Below are 25,591 nucleotides of genomic sequence, written 5' to 3'. Positions count from 1 at the left end.
CCACGCCAGTCGCCCCAGATGCGGCTGACGCGGGGGGAACTAATAACATACAATGTATGATTAAAAAACCAATCGCGCATATTTTTGTATCGAACAGCCTATATGTTTTTATTTAAAAACCACGAAGATGCTTTGCCGGAAAATCACTTGGTATCCTTCGGCGGTGCGGGGCAAACGGGGGAGCGCGGTCAACATTGGTTTTGGCGGAGCCTGTTCGGCGAAGAACGGCCCGCCAGCATGCTGCGGCTGCTAGCGGTCTTGGTGCTGTTATTGCACATTTGGGGCCTGCAGCAACTGTTGCAACCGGAAGAAAAATTGACCCAGGCCCAACCGTTGGTCATGGAAGTGTCGATGATAGCGATGTCGGCGCCGAAACCCAGTGCCGCGCCGCCACCGCCCGCCCCTCCGCCGCCGGAGAAAAAGCCGCCGCCGAAAAAACCGCAGCCGAAACCGGTGCCGAAGAAGGCGCCGCCGCCGATTGTGCAAAAAGCGCCGGAATTTGCGCCGGTGGAAGCCCCGGCCGAGCCGCAGCCGACTCCGGTTACCGCGCCGAGCGCACCCAGCGCCCCGGCCACCGCCGCGAGCAGCGTGCCGACTCACGCCGAACAATTTACCGAAGCCAATTTCCGCGCCAACTATGCGCACAATCCGAAGCCGGAATACCCGATGATCGCGAAAAGCCGCGGTTGGCAGGGTAAAGTGCTGTTAAAGGTCCAGGTTTCCGCGGAAGGCCTGAGCGATGCGGTCGCGGTGGATCAGAGCAGCGGCCACGAAATACTGGACGAATCGGCGGTAGAGGCCGTCAAAAAATGGAAATTCATTCCGGCCAAGCGCGGTGAAACGCCGGTGGCCAGTTCGGTGATCGTGCCAATCATTTTTACACTACGTGAATAATAAAACTCGGAGAGAGTAATGCCTTACCATATAGCCCCGGAAGCTGTTATCGACGCCACGCTGTACACATTGGTGGTGTTTTCGCTGATAACCTGGACTTTGATTCTGTTTAAAATTTGGCAATTCGCCAAAAACAACTATTACAACAAAAAGTACAACGCCGCTTTTTGGGACTCGGCCGATTTGAAAGCCGCCGAACAATTGCCCGCCGAGACCGCGCGCGGCCCGAAAGCCCGCATCGCCCAATGCGGTTTTGCCTGGTTGGCGGAAATGAGCCACCCGGAGACCTGCGCCAGCCTGAAATTCCGCGGTTCGCCCCAAGACTTGCTGGAACAAACCCTGCGTAAACAAACCCAGGACGAGCAACGCCGGATGGAAAGCGGCCTGACTATGCTCGCCAGCATCGGCAGCACGGCGCCGTTCGTCGGTTTATTCGGTACCGTATTGGGCATCATGCACGCGATGCACGACATCAGCGCCAGCGGCTCGGCCAGCCTCGACGTTGTGGCCGGCCCGATCGGCGACGCTTTGATCGCCACGGCCATCGGTATCGCGGTAGCGGTTCCTGCAGTCTTGGCCTACAATTTTTTCCTGAGGCGCGCCAAGCACCATCGGGCGTCGCTGGAAAATTTCGTGGACGGCTTTCTGCATATCGCCTTTGGCGACAACGGTAAAAACAAGGAGTAAATAAATGGGATTTAAAACGAATTCGGAAGACGACGAGGCGGTCAGCGAGATAAACGTCACGCCGCTGGTCGACGTGATGCTGGTGCTGGTCATCATTCTGTTGGTAACGGCGCCTTTACTAACCCAATCCGTGAACGTGGCGCTGCCGAAAACGGCCTCAACCACGCCTGATACCGAAAAACAGCCGATGCAATTGGGTATCGACGCCCAGGGCGCCGTGACGTTGAACAAGAATCCGATCGCCGATCTGGTGGCGCTGGACACCACGCTGAAAAGCGAACTGGCCGCCAACCCCGAGCTGATCATCCATATCTACGCCGACCAAGGCGTCAACTACGGCAAAGTGGCGGAAGTCATGGCAACCGTGCAACACGCCGGCATCTCGAAACTGGCTTTCGTCACGCTGGAGCAATAGCGGCATTCTCCGAGTCCGGCGCAGCCGGACTCTTTCTTATGCAGACTTGACCTTTCCGGCGTTTTTTTCGATGTGTTCGATCATCAAACCGGCAATGTCCTTGCCGCTGGTCTTTTCGATTCCCTCCAGGCCGGGTGAGGAATTGACTTCCATCACCAACGGTCCGCGTTTGGAACGCAGCAAATCCACGCCGCACACGTCCAAGCCCATGATTTTTGCCGCTTGAACCGCCGCGGCGCGCTCGGCCGGCGCCAGTCTGATCAGCGTCGCAGTACCGCCGCGATGCAGATTGGAGCGGAATTCGCCTTCGCGGCCTTGGCGCTTCATCGCCGCCACTACTTTGTCGCCGATCACGAAACAGCGAATGTCGCTGCCGGCCGCCTCTTGAACGAACTCCTGCACCATGATGTTGGCGTTCAGGCCCATGAAGGCCTGAATCACGCTGTGGGCAGCGTTATGGGTTTCCGCCAGCACCACGCCGATGCCTTGCGAGCCCTCCACCAGTTTGATCACCAACGGCGCGCCGCCGACTTCGGCGATCAAATCCTCGATATTGTCCGGATTATGGGCAAACGCGGTGATCGGTAAATCGATGCCTTTGCGGGCCAGCAGTTGGCTGGAGGCCATTTTGTCGCGGGATCGGCTGATTGCCGCCGACTTGTTCAGGGTGTAGACGCCCATCACTTCGAATTGGCGCAGCACCGCCGTGCCGTAAAAGGTAATCGACGCGCCGATGCGCGGAATCACCGCGTCGTAACCCAACAAATCCTCGCCCATGTAATGGATCGACGGCTTCATCGAGGTGATGTTCATGTAGCAATGGGTCGGATCGAAGATGCGCGCGTCATGGCCGCGCGCTTTGGCGGCCTCCATAAGCCGCACGCTGGAATACAGCGCCGGGTCGCGCGATAGGATGGCGATTTTCATAGCCTGCGTCGAATTCGCTTAAAACCGTATCGCATCGAAATCGGCCGCTTGGAGATGTTCGGCGCCGGCATCCGCCGCCTGCTGTTCCCGCACCAGCCAGCGGGTAGCAAAGCCGGCCGCCCGCGCCGCATCCAGTTCTTCACGAATGTCGGACAAAAACAGGATCTGCGCACCAGGCAAACCGAGTTCCTCGGCTATTTTTCGATAAGAATCGGTTTCGCGCTTGCCGCCGATGCGGGTATCGAAATAACCGGAGAACAGCGGCGTCAGATCGCCGAAGTCGCTGTGACCGAACAATAATTTCTGCGCCTGCACCGAGCCGGACGAATAAACGTAGAGCTTCAATCCGCGCTGATGCCACGCGCGCAAATTGCGGACCGCATCTGCGTAGACGTGGCCGGTAAAATCGCCGTTGCGGTAACCGTCCAGCCAGATTAAGCCTTGCAGGGATTTAAGCGGCGTGATTTTCTGGTCGGCATCGATCCAAGCAATGAATTGTTCGATCAATGCCGCTTGATCGAGTTGGCCGCCCGCCAGCCGGTTGGCATCGTCCAATAAGGCTTGTACCTCAGGATCGGCGCAGTGCTCGGCGACGAAGTCGGGCAGGTGGGCGCGGGCGTAAGGGAACAGCACGTCCTTGACGAACGACAACGACGACGTAGTGCCCTCAATGTCGGTAACGATGGCTTCGATCATAAGTTCGCGAGGTATTGGTCCAGAGTCGGGAAGCTATCGGCGATCTTGTCGCCGGTAAAATCCGCCACCCAGCCGTCTTCGGTCGTGAACAGGCGGATGCATTTGAAAGCCGGGTTTTCGCCCATGTCGAACCAATGCTTGGTATTGGCCGGAACGCTGATCAAATCGCCTTGTTCGCACAATACCGCGTGCACTTGATCGCCGACATGCAGGTAAAACAATCCTCTACCTTCCACAAAAAAACGCACTTCGAAGTCGCTGTGAATATGCTCGGACAAAAACTTCTGCCGCAATGCATCCTTGTTGGGATGCTCGGCGTTCAGGCTGATCACGTCGACCGACTGAAAACCGTATTGCTGTTTCAATTTGTCTATCGAACTTTGGTAAGCCGCCAGCACCGCGTCGGCATCGTCGTCAGTCGTAAACGCGCAATCGGCTTGCCAGCGTTCGAATTGCACGCCCAGGCCGTTTAATTGGCTGGAGATCGCATCAAAGTCGTGCCAGGTTTGGCCTTGGCCTGGTTGGTCGGCGGGGTAGGTAGTCAATGCGCTCATAATCGTTTCACTCCGTGCAGACGAATTTCGATATCGAATAAAAACTCCAGGGCTTCCAGATGGCGTAAGGCATCGTCCACCGAAGCGCCCCAAGTGTAAAAACCGTGGCCGGCGATAATGTAGCCGTGAATGTCGCCGTGTGCGTCCAAATAGTGCTCGACCTCGGCCGCCAGACGCGGAATATCCTGATCGTTGCTGAAGATTGGTACGACGATGCGGCTTTCGTGGGTATCGATGCCGGGCAATGCCTTCAGCAGCTCGTAATCTTCCAGCACGATTTCGTTTTGAAACAGCCGGGCAGTCAAGGTGGCATTCACCGAATGCGGGTGCAATACGGCCTGGACATCCGGGTAACGTCGGTAAATCGAGGTATGCAGCAAGGTCTCCGCCGACGGCTTCTTGCCGTCGAGGGAGCGGCCTTGAGGGTCGATCAGCATGATGTCGTCGGTTTGCAAACGGCCTTTATGCCGGCCTGATACCGTGATCGCAATATTGCCGTCCGCCAAACGCGCCGAAAAGTTGCCGCTGGTGGCAGGCACCCAGCCTTTGCTGTCGATAAAGCGGCCGGCCGCGATCAATTGTTCGGCCTTCAGGTAGAACTCGTCGCTTTTCAAGGTCATGGAAAATTTGCGGATGGCAAAAGAGAATAGGGGAAGAGAAAGAGTTGGCCTGTAAGCCGGGTTCTGTCGTGAACAGCCATTCATCTAGGCGCTTGGTCACCCAAGCGCTCAAGCAATCTACCCAGGAGCAGCGCGGGCCACGCCAATGCTCCTCTATTTGATCTTGCTCCGGGTGGGGTTTACCCTGCCACACCTGTTACCAGTTGCGCGGTGCGCTCTTACCGCACCATTTCACCCTTACCGGGTCCGATACGAACCAGGCGGTATATTTTCTGCGGCACTTTCCGTAGGCTCGCGCCTCCCAGGCATTACCTGGCACCCTGCCCTATGGAGCCCGGACTTTCCTCCCTCCCGCTTGCGCGGAACGGCGACTGTTCGGCCAACTCTGCCGGAGATTATACAGGCAACGCCGGCAAATAGTTCGATGTCTGCGCGCAGCGATGGCAGCCACGATGAAAATAATGAGCGGCATCGGCGTTCATGCCTGTTGAATAGCGCGGTTCGGCAAAGGCGATATCCGCACGAAACCGGGGCGGCCATGGTCGCGCGGGGCGCCTGCTGTTCAAACTATTGGGCCGAAGCAGCCAAAGCCGAAGCGGCCACTGGAAAATGTGCGGCGGCAGCCAAAAGCCTGCATGCCGACGCGGAGGATGCGGCGTGGCTGAGAGCTTCGCTAGAGCCCGGAGCTGCTCCCGGCCCGGCTTACATTTTGTGGGTATTGATCGATAAACCCAACTGCTGGTAATGCCGGTAGCGCTGACGGCCGGCTTGTTTGGATTGTTCGCTGTTGTCCAATATTTCCAGAATCCGTTCGGTCGGCGGTTCGGCGGGCGGGAACGTCGAGGACAGGTTGACGATGACGCCGCGCCAGGCCTCAGGAATGTCGCTGTCGCCGATCAATATCGTGCCGGGATATTGCGGCAGTAAGCCTTGGTAAATTTGGTGGGGGACGAAGCTGCCGGCGCGGAAGGTCCACAAGGCTTTGTCGATTTGCCCGGCCTGTTCGGCCGATTCGGCCAACACGTAACAGAAAAAACCGGTGCGGTAGATTTTCTCGACCAATTTGCAGGCGAATTCCAGGCGCTGCTGCTGATCGTGGCTGCCGAGCACGTAGAAGCTGACTTCCGGGACGGATGGCGAATGACTGGTTTCGGTCATGTCGGTTTAAGTTGGGCGTTTGGGCGGGGTGGGGCCAATTCAAGGCATGTTCGGATTAGTCGTTGAAAGCAATTCGAAGTCGTCATCCCGGCATGGATTTACTTCGTGCAGAAACCTGTGCTGGGCTACAAGAACCAGGGGAGAGCTGGCGATGCATGGCTTCTGGGGTCCGGCAATTCAATCGTGCCACATAGTTACAACCAATAACTCAAGCTATCCCAATCCAATACGTCTCTAAGTTACTTACCCTTGTTAACTAGCCGCGGGGATAGATGGGCTTATTTGGAAAATCTCCACTGCCCCTCTTTGGAAAAGAGGGGGTAGCGCAATGCCCGGCGTAAGCCGGGCGCCACGGCACCGGTTAAGCCGATGCCCGATTCAACAAATACTGGGTAACTAACGGCACCGGCCGGCCGGTAGCGCCCTTGTTGGCGCCGGTGCGCCAGGCGGTGCCGGCGATGTCGATGTGCGCCCAACGGTATTCCTCGGCGAATTTGGACAGGAATACCGCCGCGGTGATACTGCCGCCGTCCGGGCCGCCGATGTTGGCCAGATCGGCGAAATTGGATTTCAGTTGCTCCTGGTATTCTTCCCAGATCGGCATCCGCCACAGCAAGTCGCAGGCGGTTTCGCTGGCCCCGATCAATTCGTTGCAGAGTTTGTCGTCGTTACCGAACAAGCCGCTCGGCACCCGGCCCAAAGCGACGATGCAGGCACCGGTCAAGGTCGCCATGTCGATGATGACGTCCGGGTTGTATTTTTTGGCATAGGTCAGCGTGTCGCACAGGATCAGGCGGCCTTCGGCGTCGGTGTTCAAGATTTCGATAGTCTTGCCGGACATGCTGGTCCAGATATCGCCCGGTTTGTTGGCGGCGCCGTCCGGCAGGTTTTCCGAAGCCGGCACCAAGCCGACGATGTTCAGTTTCAAATTCAAAAGGCTGGTGGCGCGGACGATGCCTAGCACGCTGGCGCCGCCGCACATGTCGTACTTCATTTCGTCCATGCCTTGACCGGGTTTCAACGAAATGCCGCCAGCGTCGAAGGTCAGGCCTTTGCCGACCAGCACGATGGGTTTGGCGTTTTTGTCGCCGCCCCGGTATTCCAGGCAGATCAATTTGGCCGGCTGGCGGCTGCCGCGGGTTACCGACAGAAACGAGCCCATGCCCAGCGCTTCCATGTCGCTTTCTTCCAGGATTTCGCAGCTCAACAACTCGTGTTGGCCGGCCAGTGCCAGCGCTTGTTTGGCAAGGTAGGTCGGCGTGCAAATATTGCCGGGGAGGTCGGCCAGTTGTTTAGCCAATTCGACGCCCAACGCGATTGCGACCCCCTGTTGCAGACCGGTTTCGGCCGCCGCCTTTTGGCTGTCGTTAGCGACGATGCGGAGCTGTTGCAGCGGAATTTTGTCGTCGACTTTTTTGGTCGCGCTGTATTGGTACAGGCCGTCGTTGAACACTTCGACGATTTGTCGGGCTTTCCATTGGCTGTCTGCACCATCGACGTCGATGTCCAGCAGTGCGCTGCTCGCAGTTTGCACTTTGCTGTCCTTGACGGTTTTGACCGCCGCGGCCAGCGCCTTGCGGTATTGTTTACGGCTGACTTTGCCGCGTTCGCCGAAGCCGACCAGGACGATACGAACGATATTGCCTTCGGGCAGGTTGTTGACCAGCAGGGTTTCCGCGTTCTTGCCCTTAATGTCGCCGCGGGCGATCAGCTTACCGATCAGGCCCCCGTTCGCCGCATCCAAGGCCGCGGCAGCCGGGGTCAGTTGTTGGTTCTCGTAAATACCCAGCAGCAGGCAATCGCTTTGCAGTTTGTCTAAGGGGGAGCTTTCTATAGAATAGTCCATTTGATACATCCACTATCAAGTGTCTTGGATTGAGGGTTTCTGCCGGTTGCAGCGGTATTGCGACCGATTATACATGAGAATATCGGGAGAGAGTCTTTGAGCGTCGAGCGTGCAATGCCCAGCGCCGGCCGGCCGTTTCGGCTGTTCACCGTGCTGGATAAAATGATCATCAAGGAGCTGTTTTTTACCGTCACGGCGGTGCTGACGGTTCTGGTGGTGATTATCGTCAGCCGCAAATTCATTCGGGTACTGGCTCTGGCTATCGAGGGCAATATCGCCAACGATACCGTGATGGCCTTGCTGGGCATGAAAATCGTCATCGCCACCACGGCCTTTTTGCCGGCGGCGTTGTTCATGGCGGTGTTAATGGTGTTGGGGCGGATGCACCGCGAACAGGAAATGTCGGCGATTTCGTCGGCCGGCGGCGGCGCGTTCACCATTTACCGGGCGGTGTTCCTGCTGGTGGTTCCGCTCAGTCTGCTTGGCGTGGGTCTGTCGATGTTCGCGGCGCCGTGGGCCGAGGCGCGCACCGAAGAATTGATGCACCAGGACAAGCAAAATGCCGATATTCGCGGTATTTCCGCCGGCCGCTTCAGCGAGTACAGTGATGGCGAGCTGATTTTCTATACCGAAACGGTGGACGACGAAGGCCATATGCACCATGTGTTCGTGCAAAACAAGCAGGGCGGCAAACTCGGCGTGGTCAACGCCGAATCGGGTTGGCTGAGAAATTTGCCTGGCGGGCTGTATTTGGTGTTGGAAAATGGCCAGCGGGTGATGGGTGTGCCCGGCAATAAGGATTTCGTCATAGAAGCGTTTCAGGAATATTCGGTGTTGATCGAAAAAAAGGTCACGGTGTTAAGCCTGGGCCGGGAGGCCATTCCGACCAAGGCGTTGTGGGTGTCGCAGGAATTGCGCGATGTCGCGGAAGTTCAAGACCGGTTGAATACGCCGCTGGGCGTGGTGTTGTTGGCGGTTTTGGCGGTACCGCTGGCCAAACTGTCGCCGCGCGGCGGAATCTACGGCAGTATGCTGGTCGCTTTCGGCATTTACTTCGTCTACGGCAACCTGCAGCGGGTCAACCATAGCTGGGTCATCAGCGGTGCGCTGCCGGCCTGGGTCGGTTATTTTTGGGTGGATACGGCCTTGCTGTTGCTGGGATTGGCCATGCTGGTCCGTCTGTACGGCTGGCGCTGGTGTTTGCAAAGTCTGACAGGAAAGGTTGCCGGATGAATGTATTAACGTTTTATATCGTCAGGGAAGTCGTGAAAGGTTCGCTGGTGGCGGTGATTCTGTTGCTGACCTTGTTCAATCTGTTCAGCTTCAGCGACGAATTAAAGGACCTGGGCCAGGGCGGCTACAATTTGCAGACCATTTTGTGGTTTCTGACGTTGACTTCGCCGCGGGTATTTTACGAATTGGTGCCGTCTTCGGCGCTGTTGGGAAGCCTGTTCGTGGTCGGGGCGATGGCCAACAACCGGGAAATCATCGCGATGCGCGGCGCCGGTCTGTCGGTGGCCTGGATCATCCGGACCATCATGCTGGCCGGTCTGGTGCTGGTGGTTGTCGCGGTGCTGGTCGGCGAGTTTGTGGCGCCGCCTTGCGAGCGGGCCGCGCAATTGCTGAAAACGACGGCGCTGCATGACGGTGTGGTGATGCGTTCGCAATACGGCATGTGGCTGCGCGAAGGCAATAGTTTCATCAACGTTCGCAAAATACTGGACGACGGCTCGTTGGCCGACCTGCGGATTTACGACGTGGGCGAGGATAAGCACTTGCAACGGGTCACCCAAGCGGAGCGCGCCCAATTTCTGGGGGACAAGCAATGGCGGCTGGAGGGGGTCAAGCACTCGGAAATCGCACCGCAGCAAATATTTGCCGGCGCTCAGGAGCAGCAGGCCTGGCGTTCAGGGATCGATTCCGATCTGCTGAAAGTGGCCGTAGTCAACTCCGATAACCTGTCGCTGTACGATTTGTTTATGTACATCGATTTTCTGAAACAGAACAACCAGAAATCGCAAAGTTACGAGCTGGCGTTTTGGAGCCGGTTGATCAATCCGTTCGTCACGTTCGTGATGTTGATGGTGTCGGCGCCGTTCGTGATCGGCATCGGCCGCGGCGTCAGCACCGGTGCGCGGATCATGATGGGTATCGTGATCGGCATGACCTTCAATATTTTCGACCGGATTGCCGGCCATGTCGGCTTGGTTTACGACATGAATCCGATGTTGATGGCGATGTTGCCCAGCACCTTGGTGTTTTGTTGCGCGCTTTACGCGGTTAAGCGGGGCAGCTAAGACGAGAGCCTCGAACGGAAGCCGGCTGCACTTCGCAGCCGGCTCGAGCGGTCGGTAGCGGAGGTTATTTGCGGGTCATGAACAGGTAGAGAAATTTACATTTCAATACCATATCCTTTTCGTCCATTTCCACGACGGCGCAGTCCTCGTATTTTTCCCGGCCCGGAGTGATTTGTTTTTTGATCAAGCCGTCGGCCACGCTGTATTTGATCGGAATCGTCATTTCGCCGATGCCGCTACGGGCATCTTCACCGGTAGTGATCAACGTACCGTCTTTTTGAAACTCCCAGGTGACTTGGAGCTTTTTTTTCTCTCTGTCCAGCGCGAGGGCTTCGGCGGTGACCTGCCATTTGCCCACTAACTTGGAATTGTCCGCCAACTTCACGTCGGCAACGGCATTGGCGGAGACGAATACTGCAAACAGGGATAGGGCTATTGTTATTGTTTTCATTGTGTGCTCCCGGCTCATGAAGAAGATGGAGCCGGGAATATAGCACATCCGATTTTGGCTTCAGCGCTTTTCTTCGCAGTAGATGAGGCGGGTTTTGGACAGGCGGTCGTGCCAGCTTTGGCGGTCCTTGTCGAACAAGCACCAGACAAATCCAAAGCCCAAGCAGACCCAGGAAAGCAGGGCGCTAATAAAGCGCAACGCCGCGTGCGGCCAATCGACGGCTTGCTGGTCGGTGGAGACGAGTTTGATCTTCCAGGCGCGTAGGCCCAGGGTTTGGCCGCCGTGGGTCCAGAACCAGCCGTAGAAGGCAAAGCTTACGGCCAGCAGATAGATCGGGTATATGGCTTGGTTCGAGGCGAACGCTTGGCCTTGGTTTAACGGAAGAGCTAGGGCGGTGGCCAAAAATAGTACGGCTAACAACAGCAGGGCGTCGTAAATCACAGCGCCCATGCGGCGTAAAAAACCCGGCGCCGATACGGGTTCGACGCCGGGCTTGGTTTGGATGGTTCGGCTTGCTTCGCGCAATTACTGTTCGAACGGAGCCAGCTTTTGGCCCATGTACATGCTCATTCCGACCAATGCGCCAACCATGACGATGGAAAACAGGAACGGCGGCCGATGGAACAGCAAGATCGCGAAATCCGCGATAAACAGACTAGCGAACAAGGGGCGGTCGACAAAACCCAGTAAAATCTTCTTAAACATACGCTCCACACTCCGAAGTAAAGAGCCCGCTGCCTGACGAATGGACGCGGGCTTGGCTGGTATTCAAGGTATTACGCCGTTACGCGACGAGTGGTCAAATTCTACAGTCAACGCAAGGGAATGTAAAAGAAAGTGCTCGATTGAGCTTAATTCTGGCGAGGTGTTATGATAAAGCTTTCAAGCTGCGCGCTCCGCAGCTCCGTGGTTTGGCAGGCATCATTTAATAAAGGAATACGGTTATTTTTAGTTTCATCAAAAAAATCTTTGCGCCCGTGAGTTTGGCCGCCCAGTCGGCCGACGCGCCGGCTGCTGCCAATGCCGTGAAGATTTACCCGCGTTCGGAGCATTGCATAAGCCGTACCCAAATCAGCGAGAATGCACTCAAGGTATTGACGCGGCTGAAAAAAGCCGATTTCGAAGCCTATCTGGTCGGCGGTTGCGTGCGTGATTTGCTGCTGGGGCGGGAGCCCAAGGATTTCGACGTGGCGACCAACGCCAGCCCGGAGCAGGTGAAACAAATCTTCCGCAATTGCCGGATTATCGGCCGCCGCTTCCGTTTGGCCCATGTGTTTTTCGGTCGGGAAATCATAGAAGTCGCCACCTTTCGCGGCGGTGTCGATAACGAAGAGTCCGACCGGCAAGTGGTGCACGAAGACGGCCGTTTGCTGCGCGACAACGTGTTCGGAACCTTGGAGGAAGACGTCTGGCGTCGCGACTTCACCGTCAATGCCCTGTACTACAACATCCGCGATTTTTCGGTAGTCGATTACACCGGCGGCATGCAGGACCACGCGGCTGGGGTAATGCGTCTGATCGGCGACCCGGAAGTCCGCTACCGGGAAGATCCGGTGCGGATGATCAGGGCTATCCGCTTTGCCGTCAAATTGGGTTTTACGCTGCATCCCGATACCGAGAAGCCAATCTACGCCCAGGCCGACTTACTGAAAAGCATCCCCTCCGCCCGCTTGTACGACGAAGTGTTGAAGCTGTTTTTGGCCGGTTACGGATTGCAAACCTTCGAAATGCTCAGGCATTACGGCCTGTTCGGGATTCTATTCCCGGAGACCGAACGTTGTCTGGCTACCCAGGAACAGGACTTTCCGCGCCTGTTTTTGATTCGGGCTTTAGAGAATTCCGACCGGCGCTATAACGACGGCAAGACGCTGACCCCGTATTTTCTACTGGCCGCGCTATTGTGGGAGCCGTTACAGGTCGCCGCGCAAAAGCGCATCGGCAACGGCGAAAACGAGACGCTGGCCTACCAAAACGCCGCCAACGAAGTTCTGGCGCGGCAAATCAAGATCACCGCGATGCCCAGGCACATCACGCAGTCGATGCGCGATGTCTGGTTCATGCAGCCCAAATTTTCCCGTACTGTCGGCACCCGGCCGTATCGGCTGTTGGAGCAGCCCAAATTCCGGGCGGCTTACGACTTCTTTCAACTGCGGGCGGAAACCGGCGGCGCCGATCCGCAATTGGTGGAATGGTGGGCACAGTTCCAGGAGGCCGACGAGGAATTGCGCAAACAAATGACAACGCCCGGCAAATCCGGCGGCGGCAAACCGCGCAACCGCAAATCCGGCCGCTACCGTTCCCGAACCAAGCCGGTCGCCAATCCGCAATGACGGCGCTGAATCCCGGCGTCGAAGCCTATATCGGCCTGGGAAGCAATCTGGAAAACCCGCTGGAACAACTAAAGCAAGCGCGGACTGAGATTGCGTCACTGGCAGGAGTCGCCGAATTGGCCTTTTCCCCCCTGTACCGCAGCACGCCGGTCGGTCCGCAGGACCAGCCCGACTTTATCAACGCGGTGATGAAAATTTCGACGAGCCTGCCGGCAGCGGAGTTGCTGCGCCAATTACAGGCCATCGAAACCGCCCATGGTCGATTGCGCCTGATTCGCTGGGGTGCCAGAACTTTGGACTTGGATATTCTGCTCTACGGATCGCACGTTATCGCTGAAGCCGACCTCAGCGTACCCCACCCGGAAATGGCGCAGCGGGCGTTTGTGCTGTATCCGCTGGCCGACATCGCGCCGGCCGACTTGCCTGTCCCAGGGCTCGGACCATTGGCGGACTTGCTGGCTACCTGCCCCAAAGCCGGCTTACAGAGGCTGGAGCCGTGAAACTTTACGCCGATTCCGCAAAAAGCCTGACGATCAGCGATCTGGCCGCAATGAAGCGCAACGGCGAGAAAATCAGTTGCCTGACCGCTTACGACGCCAGTTTCGCGGCGCTGTTGGATCAGGTCGGAATCGACGTGCTGCTGGTCGGCGATTCGTTGGGCATGGTGATCCAAGGCGCCAACAGCACCGTGCCGGTCACGGTGGACGATATGGCTTACCATTGCCGCTGTGTGGCAGGCGCGGCGCAACGGGCTTTCATCGTCGCCGATTTGCCGTTTGCCAGTTATGCCGAGCCGGCCCAAGCATTGGCCAATGCCGCGCGCTTGATGCAGCAGGGTTTGGCGCAGATGGTTAAGCTGGAGGGGGCAAAAATCGAAGTAGTGCGTTTTCTGGTGGACCAAGGCGTGCCGGTCTGCGGCCATCTGGGTTTGCTGCCGCAATCGGTCAACCGTTTGGGCGGATACCGGGTGCAAGGCCGCGATGCCGTCCAGGCCGAAACCATCCTGCGAGAGGCGCAACAACTGGAACAGGCCGGTGCCGGATTGCTGGTGCTGGAATGCGTCCCGGCCGTTCTGGCCAAAACAATCAGCCAAACGCTGGCCATTCCGGTGATCGGCATCGGCGCCGGGGTCGACTGCGACGGTCAGGTGTTGGTGTTGTACGATATGCTGAACATCGGCACCGGCAACCGGCCGCGCTTCTCTCGCAATTTCATGGCGGGAGCCGCTAGCATAGAAGACGCGGTGGTTCGCTATCATCAAGCGGTGAAAGCCGCGCAATTCCCCGGTTCGGAACATAGCTACTGATCCATGCAAACGGTCAATAACGTCGCCGAGTTAAGGCAAACCATCCGGCAATGGCGGCAAGCCGGCCACAGCATCGGCTTCGTGCCGACTATGGGCAATCTGCACGCCGGCCATATCCGGTTGGTCGAAACCGCCAAGACTCAGGCCGATAAGGTTGTCGTCAGTATTTTCGTCAATCCGACTCAATTCGGCCCGAACGAAGATTTCGACAGTTACCCGCGCACCGAAAGCCAGGATGCCGAGAAATTGGCCGCCTGCGGCGCCGACTTGTTGTTTTTGCCCGGTGTCGCCGAAATATATCCGCAAGCGTCGCAAACTCGGGTGTCGGTGGCCGGGCTGTCGGCTTTGCATTGCGGCGCCAGCCGGCCCGGCCATTTCGACGGCGTCGCCCTGGTGGTCTGCAAGTTATTGAACATGGTCCAGCCCGATTGCTTGCTGATGGGGGAAAAGGATTTCCAACAGTTGGCGCTAATCCGGCAGATGGTGGCCGATTTGAACATTCCGGTTACGGTGCAAGGTGTGGCGACGGTGCGGGAAGCCGATGGCTTGGCGATGAGTTCGCGTAACGGCTATTTGACCGAGCCGCAACGGCAAGCCGCCCCGGCGCTATACCGGGTGTTGATCGCCGCCCGCGACAAATTGTTGGCCGGGGCCGCCGATTACCGTGCGGTCGAGGACTCCGCCAAGCATGCATTGCAAGCTGCCGGGTTTAACGTGGATTATTTTTCGGTCTGCCGGAGTGCCGATTTGCAGCCCGCCCGGCCCGGAGATACGGAGCTGGTGGTGTTGGCCGCCGCCAAATTAGGCGCTACCCGCCTGATAGATAACGTGTATTTTTGCATGCCAAGCGCTTGAAGATGCAGGGTTTTCGCGCAAAAATGCTAATGCTTAAATTTGATAGCCAATCCGATTTCAGGCATAATCGCCTGCCCTAGTATTGGAACTTGCTTACCATGAACATAAACATGCTTAAAGCCAAGCTGCATCGCGCCCGCGTGACCAATTCGGAATTGGACTACGAGGGATCATGCGCGATCGACGGCAAGATTTTGGATTTTTCAGGGATCCGGGAATACGAGCAAATCCATATCTACAACGTCAACAACGGCCAGCGTTTCACCACTTACGCTATCCGTGCCGAAGAGGGCTCGGGCATTTTTTCGATTAACGGCGCTGCCGCCCGTCTGGCATGTCCCGGAGATTTGATTATCGTCTGCGCCTTTGCCAGTCTCGACGAGAAGGAACTGAAAAACTACAAGCCGACTTTGGTTTACTTCGACGGCAACAACAAAATCACCCATTCCAGCCATTCCGTTCCTGTTCAGGCCGCCTGATTCGGTCGGCCGCCGTACTTCTTACGGCGGCCGATAGCCTTTTTAAGCTTCCGATACGTCGATTTCGCTGATTTTTTCGGTCAGCGTGATGCTCTGCTCTATCGCCACCAATACCTTTTGCATGCCGATACGTTTGTTGGCGTTGATCAAGATCGGCGATTTAATCGACCCCTTGATGGTCGGCTTGCCATTCTCCTGCTCGTTGTCCTTATGCAGCAGGATCAAAATCACCAATTCGTCGCCGGGCTCGACTTGCAGCAAGGCTTCCTCGGCGTCGGTCACGGTAAAGTTGTAATTGATGTTGAAATGGGCCGGATGCGCGACCGAAAAGGTCAGGTCTCCATTGTCCACCGACTGCAGCCAATACACGATTTCGCTGCCTTCCTGATGAAACAGCTTAAAGCGGGTCTGATCTTCAAAACCGGGCAGGCCGCGCGGAAAATTGATGATGGTTTCCGGATTGATTTCCTGGTTGCCTAATAACTTCGATTGAATTTCCATGGTCCCGCCCGTGTTTAATGAAATCTGAATCGGCACTACTGCCTAACGCACCAATGTATAGCACGGAGGCGGGTATTTGCAATCCCGCATGCCGAACTAAGCGCTGCCTTGATCGATGGGTTTGGGTGCGCAAGCCGCTATCTCCGTGAGTTGCACGGTGTTCGACCGCTGCAGTGGTCACATTCTCGATCATGACGACCTTAGTTTGCCGATCGCGAAGGCCGGCGAAATCTTTACCCGCTGGCAATGGCCGTTGCACTCCGGCCAAGCCTTCGGCATGACCGGCAGGATACTGGTGTTTATTACCGGTCTGGCTTGCCCGGTGTCGTTCACGACCGGCGTGATTCGTTGGTTACAAAAGCGACGGGGCAGGCAAATACGCCATCATCGGTAAGGTGTGTGAAATCACCCACTTTTCGCGTCCCGCAGCCTGATGGCTTGGTAAAGCAAGTCCTAATTCTTTACAAATCCGCTTGGCGGCATAGGCGCGTTTTGCCGGTAAAGCCCAGCAAATACGCGCCTTCCCGGTCGGCGTCGCCCGCGTTGCCCGCGGCGCAATCCGCCTGCGGCGCGGATATTGCTTGGTTGTACGCCAAATTTGGCTGCCTACCGTTAACCGTCCCATGCTCGAATTGTCCGCCGTCGACATCGCCAATCTGATGCATAAGCATCGCCAGGAGTTATTGCATTTTCTGTCGCAACGCACCCGTTGCACGGATGCCGCCCAGGATATTTTTCAAGAGACCTTTATCCGTTACGCCGGTTACGGCGGCAAGCACCGGGTGGAAAATCCGCGCGCTTTTATCTTCAGAATCGCAGCCAATCTGGCGACCGATTATCTGCGCAGCCGCAATCGCCATTCCGGGCACGATCCGGAAGCCGATACAGGCGAGGCCGAAACCGTAGGGCCGGCTTCCTTGTCCGCGGAGAGGGCCGCGATGTCGCAACAGCAACTTCAGCAATTGATCGCCGCGCTGGACGAGTTATCACCCAAATGCCGGGAAGTCTTCATCCTGCTCAAACTGAAACACTGCAGCTACGCGGAAGTGGAGCAGCGGCTGGGTATCTCGCACACGATGATATTCAAGTATCTGACGCAAGCCCTGCGCCACTGCCGGCAGAAAATCGGCGAACTCGATTGAGTGCGTCGATTTTGCTTGCTGCGCCTGAGTTTATTCGGCAAGCGTTTTATAATCCGACCAACCAACAGACCGCGGCACTGCCCCTGCTATGAACCCTTCCATCCCGCCGATTCCGGAGTCCGGAGCCAACGAGCAAGCCGAATATTGGCTGGCCCTGCGCGAATCGCCTTTTTTCGACGGCGAGCAGGAACAACGCTGGCGCGCTTGGCTGGCGGCCAGCCGGGAGAATCTGGAAGCCTGGCAACAGGCGCAGACTTTTTTTCGGCGGGTGGAAAACTTGCCTCCGGCCCAAATCGAACTGATAGAACAGCGGCTGACAGCCGGGCTGTCACCTCAGTCCGCGAATGCCGGCGCGGCGCGAACCGCCGGCGGCCGGCCGGCGCTAAGCCGCGGCCTGTGGGCGATGCCGCTGGCAGCCTGCCTGACGTTGGCGCTGGGTTTGGGCTGGGTATTGAATGCCGGTTTCTTTGCCGACTTCCGCACCGGCACCGGCGAACAACGCCGGGTACAACTCAGCGACGGCTCGACGGTGATTCTAAACACGGCCTCGGCTATCTCGGTGGAATTTTCCGAAAAACAGCGGGTGATTCGGTTGCATAACGGCGAAGCCCATTTCAAAGTCGCTGCCGATGCGGAGCGGCCGTTCGAAGTGGTGGCGAGCGGCGGCCGGGTCAGGGCCTTGGGTACGGCCTTCGACGTTAAACAGTGGCAAGGCGACATGGCGGTTACGGTCTATGAGCACAGCGTGCGCGTCGCATTCGCCAACGGCGAGACGATAGCGCGCTTGCCGGAAGGCCGGCGCGTCGCATCGTCGGGCGGTAAAGCCGGTCCGGCGGAACCGGTCAATCTGAAGCAGGTCGGCGCTTGGCAAGAGCGGCGGCTGGTGTTCAAGGAAAAACCGCTGCAACAAGTGGTCGCCGACCTGAACCGTTACCGTCCCGGCCGGATCGTGATTGCCGATGCCGAACTGGCAGGCCATCTGGTAACCGGCGTATTCGACGCTAACGACCCGGAAGCGGCGTTGAACGTGATCGAGAAGACCTTGTCCGCCGACGAAATCCGCCTGACCGACGCGCTGGTCGTACTGCACCGCCGTTAGCGCGGCTCAAGTCCCGCCGTTTGGCCGGCTGAAGCATCGCGACGATCAAGTGGGTCACTGCGGCGCCAACCGCGGCGATCTCAGCCGAGGCCGCTGACGCCACTGCGGGAACTGGGGTACTCCGTGAAATATTCCACTGTTTTGAATTTCAAAACCGCACAACGGCGCAGGCCGGCCATTCTGGACTACTGCGTTTCTAACGTCAGTGACCGCACCTGAATGGATAGCTGTCTGAAAGTAGTTATTTGTGCAAAGCTTGCATTTAAGTTATTTCAACTTGGTTACGCCGGATGTGCTGGCTTATTCGAAACTGCCAGTTTCCCGTCTCTCCAATTCTTGTTCCCATCTTTCTTCCGATGAGATTGCATCTGACAGTCGTTTTTTTTCTGCTGAAATCAAATTCGAAAGCTCGGGATCGTCAAGAGGATTGAGTTGATCAATTAGGGAAAGCCTCTGTCGCATAATTGCAGCGCGAGAACCTGACCAATGACTGGGAGAAAAACGACGGACTAAAATCTCGAGAACTTTCTTCTTGTCTGGCGCAATCTCTAGTATGGCAATTGCGTTCGCAGAAATTGAAAGAACATTGTCATTGTTCAGATCGTTGGCATTTTGATAATCAAAAAGTTTGCATCCCTCGGCGGCGAATTTACATCTTTCAACCGGAGAACCCTTACACCATTCGATAATTGCATCTGCCGGCACATCAGCCAAAGCTGTTTCGTCATTCCTACTCGTCTGCAAAATAAGCAAACGCTGCATCGAACTCACCTCATCGTTGCAATAGACCCCATTTAGCGCATCAATTGGATTTTCCTTGAAAAACGGTCTATGCAGGTCTCCGCAGCGCATCATAAATTTGAAATCACCTTGCGCAAGCAAACGTTCTATGGAAAGTTTCGTGATTTTGTAAGGGTCGTTTCCTGAAAGCGCAAATTCGATGACTTTCTCAAGATGGTAATCAAAATTGTGATTTTCAAAATTCAATCGCGTCCAATCTATTTCAGCCACAAAACCAGCGACATAGGCTTGCAATTCCTGTCGATAGTTCGCGTCTTTATCAGCAGCGCAATGAATCACCATGTAAATGATGTGTATCGCCACCTCTGTTCCATTGTCCGGCTTTGACTTCAGCAGATTCAGCAGCACAGAAAGTTGTTTCACTGAAAGTGAGTCCGTTCTGCGTCCTAAACTAAGCTGAGCGTAGCGCCAACTGGGTGCCAGTCCTATTTCCAGCGACTTGATTAGCCTGTCATACGCAACGTCATCGACTTGCACCGAAAGTTGCAGCATGGGGAAATAAGCGGCCCAAACCGGATCGCCGATAGCCGAGTCCATAAAAATTCCGACTTCTTGGGGTTTTACCGAATGCCACCCTACTAACAAGCCGTGCACAAATTGCAGGTCAAATGCCCGGTTAGGATTACTATCGATAATCGCGTGAATTTGATTAATGAGAGCGCTAACGGCGGAATGCTCCTTACCCACGCCAATACCAAAACAATACGGTTTGTTTGTGTGTCCTGAGTGAGATAGAAAAGGGCGTAAGTCGGATAGCATTGTTTCATCTGTGGCCGCGGCTTTTCCAAGAACTTCCGCTTCTTCTAATATCCTTTCGTACCATCCAAGCCCGGAATTATGGTCAGGCTCATCCTCATATTCGCCGTCCAGTTCAACACTGTAATCGCCGCGCCGCAATATTTTCGCCTGAATTTTCCCCCACAGATCGCACGGGGCTAACTGTTTTTCGAGCATTTTCAATTGCTCCAGGGATTCCCCGTTTATTGCTTCTTTTTTCCACCTAAGCGCGTTACGGATACCTATCCATCCGTCAGGCCAGCCATCCACGGCAGCGAGCTCTTGGGCAACTTCGATTAATGTTTCATTCAGCCATTCGTCCCCCCAAAGGCCGCGAATGGCTCTACCCAATATGCCTCTGGCATTCAACCCAAGCGGGGTGTCGGATTTTCCAACCTGCGCGGCAAGTTGGACAAAAGCACCATACCAGTTTCGAAAATTATCAAGCGTTCTTGGATACCACCCATAGCTCCGTTTGCGTGCGCCAAAATCGAAGCCGAAACTTGACGAGAAATGGCATGCCTCAAGTCCTGCCTCCAACAAGCTAATTGCCAACTTTAACTTCGCATCGTCGTTCGACAAAACTAACGCATTTACAAATTCAGTCCGCTGTTTTGGCGAAGCTAGCGTTCCAGAGAAATGCGAATAAAATAACGATTTTAGGATCTTACGTCCTGAATTAGAGCTTCCTTCCTCGGGTTCGGCCAAAGCAAATTTCAATAAAGTGGAAGCTGCCTTTTCGAATAAATCAGCCTCGTATGCAAGGGATCGAAGCAATAGGGTAAATTCCGCGCGCTTCTCATTGGAATGCGATATGAGTTCTTCGTTATCGGTTGCCCGAAGTAGGGTATCAAGAGCGGCAGATTCGTTAACCGGCGCTATGTTTTCCAGCATTTGCCATTCAAGCTCGTTGAACCTAGTCGTATCCCCTAATAAGCCTCCGGGTTTTAACCACTCGCTAACTATGGCGGCGGCTACTTCTGATTCGTGCAAGTAACCCAGCCGACGGGAAAATGACCGCGCTACACGCGCAGACGCTTCGGAAACAAATTTTTTTATCAAAAATTGTGGAGAAAAATCCTCCAAACATCGCATCGCTAGACGATTTGCAATGGCATGAGGCAATACCGCGCGCCATTTGCCGCGTGCCTGAATCAAGCCTCGTCGTTTTAACTCTGCGACATTCCTCAAAAATGCCGATATTGAAACGTCGCCGACAGCCGCGAGTATGGCCAACTCAGAAGTTTCCGAATCGTCTTCCGCGTCGAACGAATAAACCAAGCTTGCAGCCTTCGCGCATCTAAGAAGCTCGTCGCTTTCGGATTGCTTTTGAATAAACAGGCGCCGGAAAAGATCCTCATCCCTGAGTTGAGCCAACTGTCCTTTCGTCGAAGAGGTTGACGCGAGGGCAAATGCGACCCTAGCGTTACCTGCGGAAAACTCGACAATCTTATGCACGTCCAAGTCCGACAGCATTTGGTAGTGACGCTTCAGTAATTTTGCGATCACTTCATCAGACGATCCTTCCAGCCGGTAGCATGCCGTGCCGGTTGGCAAATCGTCTTTGATGTCATATTCAACAGTTACTAGGCGTATCTTGCTCTCTGGGCGCTGGACGATTTCGGTGAGTTTTGCATGTACGTTCTGTCCGCAGTTGTCGATTATTACCACGCAACTCGATTCATCTTGAATCAATGCTTCGAGCATTGCGGTTGGCTGAGGGCTTGGATCGTCCGATAGATCGGTATAGAGAACGTTCTCTCGATCTAGCGCGCTTGATGCTTCTATACGGATGTCAAACAAAGCTTGAACGAGCCGCGTTTTTCCAACTCCCGAGAGTCCGACTATTCGCGCTGAGGTGCGCGGTGTTGACAGTTCCTCTCGAAGGCGTTTGAGGGCGTCAATTACGGAAATCGCTTCATCAGTATTTGGAACGAATACCTTAATCTTGTCGTCAAGCAGATACTCATCATCAATAGAAATCTCTTGATAGGCCCAAGGTCCATAGGGTTTCCAGCCTTGGATAGGCCTACGCAAAACGTCCCGTAACCAGACCAAAACACCAGGATGATTCCCGGCCCAGTCGGCAATCCGTCGGCTATCATAAAAGTCGAGTTCAAGGTGTTCAGTTAGTCCGTGTTCCTCCAGACACTTCGACATGGCTTGTTTACGACTGATTAGAAACGAGTCGGAACAATTGTCTACTGTCGACACGATGATATACGCGCCGGAATTCTTGCTCAGCTCCACGATTGCCGGACGTAATTTGCCTTTTGGAGCCATTTCACCGGGAATTTTTGAAGGTTCAAACTTTTCGGCTTTGACCTGATAAGCAGTTACCCCCTGGGGTATATAGCCAGATACTAAGGATGGCGGTGGAATATCGACTCTAACATCAACTCCTCCGTCTTTCGCTCGTTGATCGCCCCCCCATGTGACTGGAGCTGTTCCAATACCTAAGGACTGAAGTTCGGCTTTACAAAGCCGAGCAATCAATTCACGAGCCTGCTCATCATTCAGTTTTTGAACATCCGAGACTGTGACTTCAAAAAAAGGGTGCATATCTATCAGTAAATTAATAATAAGGTTTTAGCCTGATCAGTATAAGGTTGAAACCAGGCATTTAAATTTAAAACATAGGCTTACGCTCAGGGGCGTTAGCGACATTTCACCTCAAAAAACCGTCATTAAACACAGGCATAATCCTAACGGAACCAATGGCCCGGTTTGCACCGGAACCGGCGCCGGTTTTAATCCGCATGCCTGGCCGATTTGCCATGGACTATGCCGAGAACAGCCCTGGAAGCCTTGGCAAGGATTGCCGTCCAGTTGCCTTACCGGCCAACCGCCAAAATTTTTTCTTCCCGCCTGGTTATAAAACCCAACGCCTGCTTCGTCTTTGCATAGGAATCCGCGGATAACGCGGCGGCGTAGATCGGCCGCCGCCTCCGCGCACAAGCTAACCCATGCCAGGAGGCAAGATGAGCCAACGCTTCTCCACCATTTGTACGACTTTGTTTGCCGCCGCAATGAGCGCCAGCCCCTGGTGCGCGGCGGAAAGCGCAATCGATTTTGCGATACCTGCGGCCCCGCTGGCCGATGCGTTGCTGCAATTTTCCGAAGCCAGCGGCGTCAAGGTGTTTTTCAGCTCGCAACTGGCCGGCAATTTACGCGGCAATGCCGTGCAAGGCCGCTTTGCGCCGCAGCAGGCTTTGCAAAAGTTATTGGAAGGTTCCGGCCTGACTGCCAAAACGGCAGCAGACGGCACGGTGACGTTGCAGAAAACGGCAAATCCGGCCGGACCGCAATCGGCTAATCCGACGGCCATGCCGGCAGTCACCGTGGTCGGGCAGCCGCTATACGACGATGAGGACCCATATAGCCTGAGTTATACCCGGTCCAATACCGCCCTCGCGACCAAAACCGACACGCCGATCATGGAAACGCCGGCATCGATCCAGGTCGTTACTAGGCGCGTCATGCAGGATCAACAAGCCTATCGGCTGCAGGATGCGCTAAAGAACGTCAGCGGCGTGCAAAGCTACCATGGCTACGGCGGCATGTTCGAGCAGTTTGTGTTGCGCGGTTTTCTGCAAAGCACGGTCGGTTACCGTAATGGCGTCCGGATCCCGTTTACCAAATTCGATCTGGCCAACGTCGAACGGGTGGAAGTGTTGAAGGGCGCCTCGGCCATGCTTTACGGTTTCAGCGATCCGGGCGGCATGATCAGTACCGTCACCAAGCAGCCCAGCGACGTGCCGTATTATTCGATAGAGCAGCGCTTCGGTTCTTACGATTTTTACCGCACGGAAGCCAGCGCGACCGGGCCGATAGACAAGAAACACGGCTTGAATTACCGCGTGGATTTTTCGTATTTGGATAGCGGCTCATTCCGCCAGTTTATGGGCAACGAGCGGGTGTTTTTTGCGCCCAGCATCAGTTGGCAAGTGTCGCCCGATACCAAGCTGACGCTATCGTACGAACATTTCGACGACGACTACACCTACGATGCCGGTACGCCGGCGTTCGGCAACAAAATCGCCAATCTGCCGATCGAGCGCACCTTTGCCCAATCCGGCCTAAGCAATTCCATGATCAACGATACGCTGGATTTCAGGATCGATCACCGCGTCAACGATCACGTCAAGCTGAATGCGGGGGCGGTGGGCTATTTAACCAAAAAGAATTGGGAAGGGATTTACCTGGGCCGGGTCAATGAAAATCCGGCGAGCGCCGACTATCAAAAAGTGGCGCGCAGCACCTGGTTCAGCCCGGAGGGGACCGACTCGCTGACTGCCTGGATCAACGGTGCCTTCGATTTCGATACCTTCGGCGTCAAACACAAGCTGCTATTCGGCGGCGAGTACCACGACACCAATTTGGACTACCAAGTCTACAACGCCAGAGTCGACGAAAACGGCGACGGCGTGATAAACGGCAACGATCTTATCAACCTGTTTACCTTCGATCCGCAAAACTCCAATTTGCCCATAGACCAGTACCGCAACACGCCGCCGACGACTAGCAACATCGTCACGCAAAACACGTCGAAAGCCATTTACTTTCAGGACCAGATGACGTTTTGGAACAAACTGCATCTGCTCGGCGGTTTCCGTTACGACTGGGTGCAGCGCTTTCAGAATCTAAGCTGGAATGGGCCCAATAGCGCGGACGCGCGTAGCGATATCTTTATCAGTCCGCGGGTCGGCATTCTGTACGAACCCGTGAATTGGTTGTCGGTATTCGGCAGCTTTTCCGAGTCTTTCGGGCCGGCGAACGATTACGATTTGGGCGGTGCCCGGCTTTACCCGTTGTTTTCGGCCACTCAATTCGAAGGCGGTATCAAAACCCAATTTTACGACGGCAAGCTGACCGCAAACTTGACCTATTTCGATCTGGAACGTACCCAGTTTTACCAGGACAGCAATAATCCCAATCCGCGGATATCGGTGCCGGTCAAAGGCCAAAGCAATGGCGTGGAACTGGATATTCAAGGCCGGATTTACGAAGGCTTAAGCGTGGTCGGCACCTATGCCTATACCGATGCCAAAGTCGTTGACGACCCGCGAAACGCTTCGGCAAATGTCGGCCGCCGGCTACCTTATGCCCCCATCCATCAAGGCAGTCTCTGGCTGAAATACGACTTTAGCTCCGGGGTGTTGAACGGCTTCAGTATCGGCACCGGGGTTTACACCGCCGGCCGCCGCTACGGCGATCCTGAAAACAGCTATTCCGACGGTGCCTACGCCCGCCTGGATTTGATGGCGGCCTACAAAATGAAACTCGGCGACACCCGGCTGACGACGCAAGTTAACCTGAACAACGTGAATGATGCAGAGTATTACAGTATGCGCGCACGCCGTTACAACCTGCCGGCCGAGCCGCTGTCGGTAATCGGTTCGATCAAGCTGGAGTATTGAATGTTGCGGCATGCGCGGTGCGGTTCGTGGCCGGCGCGATACGCCCCGGCAGCAACCTCGTGCCGGGCGGAAGCTGTCCAAAAGCCTATTGGCCCGCTTTTGATCGCGCGGGTGTTCCGCTCGGGGGGAGCTGGCCGAGGCCCGGGCCGATTAAGATTTCGACAAAGCGAGCGGTATTGGAGGGTCGGGTTACCCAATTGTGTGAAATGCCACGTTTTCCAAAAAAACTGCGGCATCTCGCGTATCCGTTACTGATTCGGCAAATCCGGAGCGAATCGGCCGGCCCGGTTTCTAACGGCCATCGCGATACGGTCCGGCCGGGGCGGCGGGTCGGAC

24 protein-coding genes, 1 other RNA gene and 1 pseudogene are annotated in these 25,591 nt (G+C 55.7%); 14 read left to right on the top strand and 12 right to left on the bottom strand.

Annotation, left to right across the window (positions count from 1 at the left end; translation table 11 throughout):
• The first annotated feature begins 102 nt into the window (after window positions 1-102).
• The 3 genes from MKFW12EY_RS21050 to MKFW12EY_RS21040 are packed head-to-tail and all read left to right on the top strand — an operon-like array spanning window position 103 to window position 1,996.
• Window positions 103-894, top strand: a complete 792-nt coding sequence (locus tag MKFW12EY_RS21050) for an energy transducer TonB (RefSeq protein ID WP_082881039.1) — start codon at window positions 103-105, stop codon at window positions 892-894.
• Window positions 895-912: 18 nt separating this feature from the next.
• On the top strand, window positions 913-1,581 hold the full coding sequence (locus MKFW12EY_RS21045) for a MotA/TolQ/ExbB proton channel family protein (protein WP_054762871.1): 669 nt from the start codon (window positions 913-915) through the stop codon (window positions 1,579-1,581).
• A gap of 4 nt (window positions 1,582-1,585) precedes the next feature.
• A complete protein-coding gene (locus tag MKFW12EY_RS21040; RefSeq protein ID WP_054762872.1) occupies window positions 1,586-1,996 on the top strand; it encodes an ExbD/TolR family protein in 411 nt (136 codons plus the stop codon).
• Between the two features lie 36 nt (window positions 1,997-2,032).
• Here MKFW12EY_RS21040 and rimK read toward each other — a convergent pair whose 3' ends face one another.
• From rimK to MKFW12EY_RS21005, 7 genes are all read right to left on the bottom strand, one after another.
• On the bottom strand, window positions 2,033-2,923 hold the full coding sequence (gene rimK / locus MKFW12EY_RS21035; protein ID WP_064023141.1) for a 30S ribosomal protein S6--L-glutamate ligase: 891 nt from the start codon (window positions 2,921-2,923) through the stop codon (window positions 2,033-2,035).
• 18 nt (window positions 2,924-2,941) lie between these two features.
• Window positions 2,942-3,619, bottom strand: a complete 678-nt coding sequence (gene mtnC / locus MKFW12EY_RS21030; RefSeq protein ID WP_221053709.1) for an acireductone synthase — start codon at window positions 3,617-3,619, stop codon at window positions 2,942-2,944.
• On the bottom strand, window positions 3,616-4,173 hold the full coding sequence (locus tag MKFW12EY_RS21025; protein WP_054762874.1) for a 1,2-dihydroxy-3-keto-5-methylthiopentene dioxygenase: 558 nt from the start codon (window positions 4,171-4,173) through the stop codon (window positions 3,616-3,618). Before MKFW12EY_RS21025 ends, mtnC begins: the two co-directional genes overlap by 4 nt.
• Complete coding sequence (locus tag MKFW12EY_RS21020) at window positions 4,170-4,793, bottom strand: methylthioribulose 1-phosphate dehydratase (protein ID WP_221053708.1); 624 nt, start codon at window positions 4,791-4,793, stop codon at window positions 4,170-4,172. Before MKFW12EY_RS21020 ends, MKFW12EY_RS21025 begins: the two co-directional genes overlap by 4 nt.
• A 36-nt stretch (window positions 4,794-4,829) precedes the next feature.
• An RNA gene (gene rnpB / locus MKFW12EY_RS21015) (RNase P RNA component class A) lies at window positions 4,830-5,180 on the bottom strand.
• 315 nt (window positions 5,181-5,495) lie between these two features.
• Complete coding sequence (locus MKFW12EY_RS21010) at window positions 5,496-5,951, bottom strand: DNA polymerase III subunit chi (RefSeq protein ID WP_054762878.1); 456 nt, start codon at window positions 5,949-5,951, stop codon at window positions 5,496-5,498.
• Window positions 5,952-6,312: 361 nt separating this feature from the next.
• Window positions 6,313-7,797, bottom strand: a complete 1,485-nt coding sequence (locus tag MKFW12EY_RS21005) for a leucyl aminopeptidase (protein WP_221053707.1) — start codon at window positions 7,795-7,797, stop codon at window positions 6,313-6,315.
• Between the two features lie 96 nt (window positions 7,798-7,893).
• On the opposite strand from MKFW12EY_RS21005, the gene lptF reads away from it, so the two are divergent.
• Window positions 7,894-9,030: an LPS export ABC transporter permease LptF gene (lptF, locus tag MKFW12EY_RS21000; RefSeq protein WP_082881037.1), complete on the top strand. Its 1,137-nt coding sequence runs from the start codon at window positions 7,894-7,896 to the stop codon at window positions 9,028-9,030.
• Window positions 9,027-10,094, top strand: coding sequence for an LPS export ABC transporter permease LptG (gene lptG, locus MKFW12EY_RS20995; protein WP_054762880.1), 1,068 nt, complete (start codon window positions 9,027-9,029; stop codon window positions 10,092-10,094). The genes lptF and lptG overlap by 4 nt, the downstream gene beginning before the upstream one ends.
• 64 nt (window positions 10,095-10,158) lie before the next feature.
• Here the strand turns inward: lptG and MKFW12EY_RS20990 are convergent, their stop codons facing one another.
• The 3 genes from MKFW12EY_RS20990 to MKFW12EY_RS20980 are packed head-to-tail and all read right to left on the bottom strand — an operon-like array spanning window position 10,159 to window position 11,250.
• Window positions 10,159-10,545 (bottom strand): hypothetical protein, encoded by a 387-nt coding sequence (locus tag MKFW12EY_RS20990; protein ID WP_064023136.1) that lies wholly within the window; start codon window positions 10,543-10,545, stop codon window positions 10,159-10,161.
• 60 nt (window positions 10,546-10,605) lie between these two features.
• Entirely contained in the window at window positions 10,606-11,070 is a 465-nt protein-coding gene (locus MKFW12EY_RS20985; RefSeq protein WP_054762882.1) for an RDD family protein, read from the bottom strand.
• A complete protein-coding gene (locus MKFW12EY_RS20980; RefSeq protein WP_054762884.1) occupies window positions 11,071-11,250 on the bottom strand; it encodes a hypothetical protein in 180 nt (59 codons plus the stop codon).
• 272 nt (window positions 11,251-11,522) lie between these two features.
• Here MKFW12EY_RS20980 and pcnB point away from each other — a divergent pair, with 272 nt between their 5' ends.
• The 5 genes from pcnB to panD all read left to right on the top strand — a co-directional run bounded on the left by pcnB (window position 11,523) and on the right by panD (window position 15,515).
• A complete protein-coding gene (gene pcnB, locus MKFW12EY_RS20975) occupies window positions 11,523-12,875 on the top strand; it encodes a polynucleotide adenylyltransferase PcnB (protein ID WP_245006380.1) in 1,353 nt (450 codons plus the stop codon).
• Window positions 12,872-13,375 carry a 2-amino-4-hydroxy-6-hydroxymethyldihydropteridine diphosphokinase gene (folK, locus tag MKFW12EY_RS20970; RefSeq protein ID WP_064023133.1) on the top strand — a complete coding sequence of 168 codons (504 nt, stop codon included), beginning with the start codon at window positions 12,872-12,874 and terminating at the stop codon, window positions 13,373-13,375. The genes pcnB and folK overlap by 4 nt, the downstream gene beginning before the upstream one ends.
• Window positions 13,372-14,181 (top strand): 3-methyl-2-oxobutanoate hydroxymethyltransferase, encoded by an 810-nt coding sequence (gene panB / locus MKFW12EY_RS20965; RefSeq protein WP_082409892.1) that lies wholly within the window; start codon window positions 13,372-13,374, stop codon window positions 14,179-14,181. The genes folK and panB overlap by 4 nt, the downstream gene beginning before the upstream one ends.
• A gap of 3 nt (window positions 14,182-14,184) precedes the next feature.
• Complete coding sequence (gene panC, locus MKFW12EY_RS20960) at window positions 14,185-15,036, top strand: pantoate--beta-alanine ligase (protein ID WP_221053706.1); 852 nt, start codon at window positions 14,185-14,187, stop codon at window positions 15,034-15,036.
• 98 nt (window positions 15,037-15,134) lie between these two features.
• The gene (gene panD, locus MKFW12EY_RS20955) at window positions 15,135-15,515 is read left to right on the top strand and encodes an aspartate 1-decarboxylase (protein ID WP_064023131.1); all 381 of its coding nucleotides are present in this window, start codon (window positions 15,135-15,137) and stop codon (window positions 15,513-15,515) included.
• A 42-nt stretch (window positions 15,516-15,557) separates the two neighbouring features.
• Here panD and fliW read toward each other — a convergent pair whose 3' ends face one another.
• Window positions 15,558-16,016, bottom strand: a complete 459-nt coding sequence (fliW, locus tag MKFW12EY_RS20950; protein WP_054762888.1) for a flagellar assembly protein FliW — start codon at window positions 16,014-16,016, stop codon at window positions 15,558-15,560.
• A 151-nt stretch (window positions 16,017-16,167) separates the two neighbouring features.
• Between fliW and MKFW12EY_RS20945 the strand changes: the two are divergent.
• The 3 genes and pseudogenes from MKFW12EY_RS20945 to MKFW12EY_RS20935 all read left to right on the top strand — a co-directional run.
• A pseudogene (locus MKFW12EY_RS20945) lies at window positions 16,168-16,410 on the top strand (PepSY domain-containing protein); the annotation flags it as partial.
• Between the two features lie 229 nt (window positions 16,411-16,639).
• Window positions 16,640-17,158 carry an RNA polymerase sigma factor gene (locus MKFW12EY_RS20940; protein WP_054762890.1) on the top strand — a complete coding sequence of 173 codons (519 nt, stop codon included), beginning with the start codon at window positions 16,640-16,642 and terminating at the stop codon, window positions 17,156-17,158.
• Window positions 17,159-17,246: 88 nt separating this feature from the next.
• Complete coding sequence (locus MKFW12EY_RS20935) at window positions 17,247-18,257, top strand: FecR family protein (RefSeq protein WP_221053705.1); 1,011 nt, start codon at window positions 17,247-17,249, stop codon at window positions 18,255-18,257.
• A gap of 300 nt (window positions 18,258-18,557) precedes the next feature.
• On the opposite strand, the gene MKFW12EY_RS20930 is transcribed toward MKFW12EY_RS20935, so the two are convergent.
• A complete protein-coding gene (locus MKFW12EY_RS20930) occupies window positions 18,558-22,397 on the bottom strand; it encodes a P-loop NTPase family protein (RefSeq protein WP_221053704.1) in 3,840 nt (1,279 codons plus the stop codon).
• A 419-nt stretch (window positions 22,398-22,816) separates the two neighbouring features.
• Between MKFW12EY_RS20930 and MKFW12EY_RS20925 the strand changes: the two genes are divergently transcribed.
• Window positions 22,817-25,255, top strand: a complete 2,439-nt coding sequence (locus MKFW12EY_RS20925) for a TonB-dependent siderophore receptor (protein WP_245006379.1) — start codon at window positions 22,817-22,819, stop codon at window positions 25,253-25,255.
• Window positions 25,256-25,591: the final 336 nt, after the last annotated feature.

The sequence above is a fragment of the Methylomonas koyamae genome, from assembly GCF_019669905.1.
Classification (GTDB): Bacteria; Pseudomonadota; Gammaproteobacteria; order Methylococcales; family Methylomonadaceae; genus Methylomonas; species Methylomonas koyamae.
This window is presented reverse-complemented; position numbering and strand designations above follow the sequence as displayed.